Below are 5,343 nucleotides of genomic sequence, written 5' to 3' on the forward strand. Positions count from 1 at the left end.
GGTAATAATCCTCGGGGTCCTCGTCATCGCAGAAAACGTGGACTTCGTTCACCCGGCCGAAGAGGTTGTGCATGTCGCCCATGATGTCCTGGTAGCCGCCGAGTAGGAACATGCCGATGAAATAAGGTTGTCCTTCCTTCAACGGATGCAGGGAAAGGGTGTCCTTGACGTCGACGACGTCGATGAAGCGGTCAATCTCGCCGTCGCTGTCGCAGGTGATATCGACGATGGTGGTTTCGCGGGTCGGCGATTCGTCCAAGCGATGGACCGGGACGATGGGGAAAAGCTGGTCGAAGGCCCAGTGGTCCGGCGCCGTCTGGAAGAGGCTGAAATTGGCCAGGTACTGGTCGGCGAGCTGGTCCTTGAGCTTGGCGGTGTCCTCCGGCGGATGCTTGAGCTTCTCCTGGATTCGGATGATGTCGCGGCAGAGCTTCCAGTGCAGGGTCTCGATCTTGGCCCGGGCCTCGAGGTCGAGGAGGCCCAAGGCGAACATCTGGAGCGCCTCTTCCTTCTTGGCCGTCGCGTCGTGATAAGTCGCGAGGAAATTCTTCCGGTTCACGCCGGTGACGATCTCGCGCATTTCCTGGACCACCTGAACTTCATCGTGGCCGTTGGGCAGGACCGGATTGCTGCCGATCTCGATGTTCCCGAAAACCGACATGATGATGCAGGAGTGATGGGCGACGATGGCCCGGCCCGATTCGCTGGTGATGTTGGGCTCGGGGATTTCCTCTTCTTGGCAGATCTGCTGGAGGTTGTAGACGACGTCGCCGACGTATTCTTCCAGCGTGTAGTTCATCGAGGAGTCGCCGGTGGTTTGGGAACCGTCGTAATCGACGCCCAGACCGCCGCCGACGTCGAAGTATTCGATCTTGAAGCCGAGCTTGCAGAGCTTGGCGAAGATCCGGGCGCCCTCGCGGACCGATTCCTTGACGGTGCGGATGTCGGTGATCTGGCTGCCGACGTGGAAGTGGAAGAGCTTGAGGCAATGCTCCATCTTGGCTTCCTTGAGGATGTGCACCGCCTGCATGATCTCGGGGATGGTGAGGCCGAACTTGGCGAAATCGCCGCCGCTGTGCTCCCAGCGTCCCTTGCCCTTGGTGGTCAGCTTGGCCCGAAGGCCGATGTAGGGTTCGATTTGCATCTCCTGGGCCAGCTTGAGCAGCTGGGGCAGCTCTGAAATCTTTTCGATGACGACGATGACCTTGCGGTCAAGCTTGCGGCCAATCAAGGCCAGGCGCATGTAGGGCTCGTCCTTGTAGCCGTTGCAGATGGTCAGGGCCTGGAGGTCCTGGTTCAGGGCCAGGACGGTGAGCAGCTCGCCCTTGCTGCCGGCCTCGAGGCCGTAATGGTAGGGGGCGCCGGCATCGAGGATCTCCTCGACCACCTCCCGCATTTGATTCACCTTGATCGGATAGACGCCGAAGTATTGGCCCCTGTAACCCGATTCCTGGATGAGGCGGCGGAAGGTCTCGTTGAGCGTCACCACCCGCGAGCGCAGGATGTCCTGGAAGCGGATGATGCAGGGGAAGCCCAGCTTCTTCTCTTGGATGTCGTCGACGACGTCCATGATGTCGATGCTCGGTCCCTCGCGGCCGTAGGGCAGGACCGAGAGGTGGCCCTTCTCGTTGATCCCGAAATAGCCCGAGCCCCATTTCTCGATATTGTAGTGCTCGAGGGCCTTGGCGATGGTCCAGTCGTTGTTGGAGTTTTTCTCTTGAGTCATGCTTGAATCGGCGCTCCTATACCGAATCGAAAACAGATTCAAAATAAAATCGTGGCCTCAGGGCCTTAAGGAGGAAGCCTTGGCGAAGACCGGCCCCAAAATCGAAGAAATTCTTAGACAGGTTTTCAAACCGGAGCACCTCGAGGTGGAGGACGATAGCGCCAAGCATGCCGGCCACGCCGGCGCCCGCCAAGGCGGTGGACACTACAAGGTGACGCTGGTGGCGGCGGCCTTCGACGGCAAAAGTTTGGTCGAACAGCACCGGCTGGTCAACTCGGCTTTGCGGGATTTGTTCGGAAGCGAGATCCACGCGCTGGCGCTTCAAACCTATGACCCCGCAACCTGGCAAAAACGCCTTCCCCCCTTTGGAAAAGGGGGGTCAGGGGGGATTTAAAACCGTGGCATATTGGGGTATTTTTAAGCGGCCTTAAGCGCCGCCCGCCCGACGCGGTGATACCAGTCCCGGACTCGGGCATTCTGCTCGATCCAGGCGAAGGCCGGCAGGCTTTCGATACTCTTCAAGATGCCGAAAACCGCCAAATCGGCGCCGTTGGGCGCATCGCCGCCAAGGTAGTCTTGGCCGCCCAAGGCCTGGGCCCAGTCCTCGAGGCATTTTTTGAGATGGGCCTCGGGATCGGCGATTCCCTGCTCCTTGGCGCTCTTCTTGGCCACCATCGTCATCACCAAGGCCCCGGAGTACTTGATGGTCCGCTGCTGGAACCAGCCGAACTTCTCCTCCTGGGTGATGTAGTCGAAGGCCTTCAGCGAATCGGAAAGATTGCGGTAGATCAGCGGGGGCAGAGCCCGGACCAGGGTGGCATCGGCCCACTGCAGCCACTTTTCCTCGAGCTCTTTCTCGTTGCCCTGACGGAAGACCGGCTTGTCCTTGTAGCGCTCGTCGATGAACTTCATGATCGGAGTGGAGTCGTTGACCTGGCGGCCGGCTTCGTCGACGAAGATGGGAACCTTGCGGTAATCCTTCGAGAAGCCGATCTCTTTCTTGTTCAGCGGGTGAACCTCGACCGGCTCGTAGGGAATGCCCTTGTAGCCAAGGATGGCGCGGACTTTCCAACAAAAAGGGCAGACATTGTACTGGTAAAGCTTCGGCAGCGTTTTCATGAGGCCCCCATAGTGCATTTCGCCGAAGCTTTTCAACCTTGTCACAAGGCTTTTTCCAAAGCCGCTCAAGATCGCCCCCATGAAAACGATCAAAAAACTGACCAAGGCAGCGGCCCTGGCGATCACCTACTCGGTGCTCTGCTTCGGCGGATGAGGACTGAAGACTCCATTCTTCTCCGCCATTTTGGCGAATCGGGGAGAGGGGTCTTCGGCCACCATTTCTGGTTCCCTCCGTTAAATAATTTTATCTAATAATTACATGTAGTTAAATTCAATAAACGATGCCGTCTCCTTGGCAACGCTTTTGCTCTGCTTATCTACCGAGAGGTGAAAAGCATGGCGGTGATCGACATCGAATACGGGCGGGAGATTCTCGAAGAATACGAAGGCCAAAAGGCCGAGGGCCAAAGCACTCAAGATTGGGAAATGATCCTTCACAACAGCTCTTACGGCCATGAATATGCGCGGCTGGAGCTGGAGGAAGCCAAGGATCTGGTGGCTCAGGAGGACCTGATCGCCAAGATGGAAAACTACAAGCGGGCTTACTTCATGGCTCGCCGCTACATGAAGCGGGAAAATCCCGAGAAATTGCGGTCGATTGAAGCCGAGTTGATCGACCAGAAAGTCCGGATCTTTGGCGTCTACCACGCTTAAGCATTTGGGGATTTGGGATACAGAGCCCGTTCCGAGGGGGAACGGGCTTTTTTTATGCCCGCTCCTCCTCAAAACTTTAGCTTGCCCGAATGGAGTTCGGGCAAGCGAATAACCCGAACGGGCTTTTTTTGCTCGCCGCGGCTCGAGACTTCATGCTTTTTAGCCCCCATGAGCGAGCTCCTCTACGGCAAGAACCCCATCCTCGAGACGCTTCGCGCCGGCCGCCGCAAGGCCCAGAAATTCTTCCACTTGAAATCCGCCAGACCCGACCCCAGCTTAGAGGAGGTTCTCGGACTTTGCCGTGAGAGCCAAGTCAAGGTCAGCGAGGTGGGGCGGGATTGGTTCGAGGCCAAGCTGTCCGGGGTCTTGGCCCAAGGTTGGGCCTTGGAAGCCTCGGAATTTCCTTATGTCGAGCTTGAAGGTCTTTTTCTTAAGCTCTCGGAAAAGAAACAATCGATCGTCCTGGCTTTGGACCAGATCCAAGACCCCCAAAACCTGGGCGCCATTCTGCGCAATGCCGAGGCTGTCGCTGTCGATGCGGTCTTAATTTGTACAGATCGGGCCATCGAAGTGACTCCGGCGGTGGTCAAGGCCTCAGCCGGAGCCTGCGAGCATTTGGCCATTTCCAAGGTGGTCAATCTGGCCCGGGCCATGGAGCAGCTCAAGGAACGGGGTTTTTGGGCGGTGGGGACCAGCCTGGAGACCGAGGAAAACGGCCTAAGCTTCGATTGGCCGGAAAAAACCCTCTTGGTTTTGGGCTCCGAAGGGAAGGGCATGCGGAGGCTGATCCATGAGAAATGTGACTTCTTGATCAAGCTTCCACTGCTTGGTAGGATCTCGAGCCTTAACGTGGCTTCGACGGCAGCCGTGTGCATGTACGAAATCGTAAGAAAACAAAGGTTTAAGGCTTGACAGGCTGGGGGCTCGCTACTATACACGGTCCACTTTTTGAAGGCCCAGTCCCGACGAGCATGGCGAAATCCTAAAAACTTAAAAATATTGCAGGATTAGCATCGATATTTGAAGAGGCCTTCGGACGAATTTTGGCTTGGATTTTATTCGCGACGGAAGCGGAATCCGGGCCGGTACAAAGCTTTACTTTGCCGACGTAGCTCAGCTGGTAGAGCAACTGATTTGTAATCAGTAGGTCACCGGTTCGATCCCGGTCGTCGGCTTTTTGCGTTTTTAGAATTGGAAATTAAATAAGAATGGCCAAGGGCGAGGAATCGCTCCTGAGAAAATACAAATTAAGGAAGTAAGTCTTCCGAATTAAAAAACCAGGCCGCAAGGGAGCTGAAAAGTACTTTGAGCGGTGTGGGTTGAAGGGCGAGGAGCTAAACGCCCTGCCGAATTAACGAGCGCGGGCTTCGCCCGCGGTTGCTTTGTAAGGAGAGGTGCCCGAGCGGCCAAAGGGAGCAGGCTGTAAACCTGCCGGCGTATGCCTTCGAAGGTTCGAATCCTTCCCTCTCCACAGTAGGAAGGGATTCTTCCTGTTGCGGGAGTAGCTCAGTTGGCTAGAGCATCAGCCTTCCAAGCTGAGGGTCGCGGGTTCGAGCCCCGTCTCCCGCTCATTCTTTGTTGGTTGAGCGTTTGAAAAATTGACGACCGCCCACATAGCTCAGTCGGTAGAGCATCTCCATGGTAAGGAGAAGGTCATCAGTTCGATTCTGATTGTGGGCTCAATAAACCGAGGAGGACATCATCATGTCGAAAGCGAAATTTGAGCGAAAGAAGCCGCACGTGAACGTAGGAACGATCGGGCACGTTGACCACGGTAAGACGACGTTGACGGCGGCGATCACGAAGGTGTTGGCGGAGAAGGGCGGAGCCCAGTTCATGGCCTA

6 protein-coding genes and 4 tRNA genes are annotated in these 5,343 nt (G+C 56.5%); 8 read left to right on the forward strand and 2 right to left on the reverse strand.

The features are described 5' to 3' along the window. Window positions 1–1,726: biosynthetic arginine decarboxylase (gene speA, locus VJR29_01695; protein ID HKY62110.1), on the reverse strand; the 1,726-nt coding region annotated here is incomplete at its 3' end. Window positions 1,727–1,805: 79 nt separating this feature from the next. Between speA and VJR29_01700 the strand changes: the two genes are divergently transcribed. Beyond that, window positions 1,806–2,120 carry a BolA family protein gene (locus VJR29_01700; protein HKY62111.1) on the forward strand — a complete coding sequence of 105 codons (315 nt, stop codon included), beginning with the start codon at window positions 1,806–1,808 and terminating at the stop codon, window positions 2,118–2,120. A 23-nt stretch (window positions 2,121–2,143) separates the two neighbouring features. Here the strand turns inward: VJR29_01700 and VJR29_01705 are convergent, their stop codons facing one another. Further along, window positions 2,144–2,845 (reverse strand): glutathione S-transferase N-terminal domain-containing protein, encoded by a 702-nt coding sequence (locus VJR29_01705; GenBank protein HKY62112.1) that lies wholly within the window; start codon window positions 2,843–2,845, stop codon window positions 2,144–2,146. 336 nt (window positions 2,846–3,181) lie between these two features. Between VJR29_01705 and VJR29_01710 the strand changes: the two genes are divergently transcribed. The 7 genes from VJR29_01710 to VJR29_01740 form a co-directional block, all read left to right on the forward strand. Then, complete coding sequence (locus VJR29_01710) at window positions 3,182–3,499, forward strand: hypothetical protein (GenBank protein HKY62113.1); 318 nt, start codon at window positions 3,182–3,184, stop codon at window positions 3,497–3,499. Window positions 3,500–3,667: 168 nt separating this feature from the next. Further along, complete coding sequence (rlmB, locus tag VJR29_01715; GenBank protein HKY62114.1) at window positions 3,668–4,411, forward strand: 23S rRNA (guanosine(2251)-2'-O)-methyltransferase RlmB; 744 nt, start codon at window positions 3,668–3,670, stop codon at window positions 4,409–4,411. 190 nt (window positions 4,412–4,601) lie between these two features. Next, window positions 4,602–4,674, forward strand: a tRNA-Thr gene (locus VJR29_01720). Window positions 4,675–4,887: 213 nt separating this feature from the next. Next, window positions 4,888–4,970, forward strand: a tRNA-Tyr gene (locus tag VJR29_01725). Between the two features lie 24 nt (window positions 4,971–4,994). Then, a tRNA-Gly gene (locus tag VJR29_01730) sits at window positions 4,995–5,068 on the forward strand. Window positions 5,069–5,106: 38 nt separating this feature from the next. Then, a tRNA-Thr gene (locus tag VJR29_01735) sits at window positions 5,107–5,179 on the forward strand. A 24-nt stretch (window positions 5,180–5,203) separates the two neighbouring features. Beyond that, on the forward strand, window positions 5,204–5,343 hold a 140-nt coding region (locus VJR29_01740; protein ID HKY62115.1), incomplete at its 3' end, for a GTP-binding protein.

It is taken from the genome of bacterium, from assembly GCA_035281585.1.
Taxonomy (GTDB): domain Bacteria; phylum UBA10199; class UBA10199; order DSSB01; family DSSB01; genus DATEDP01.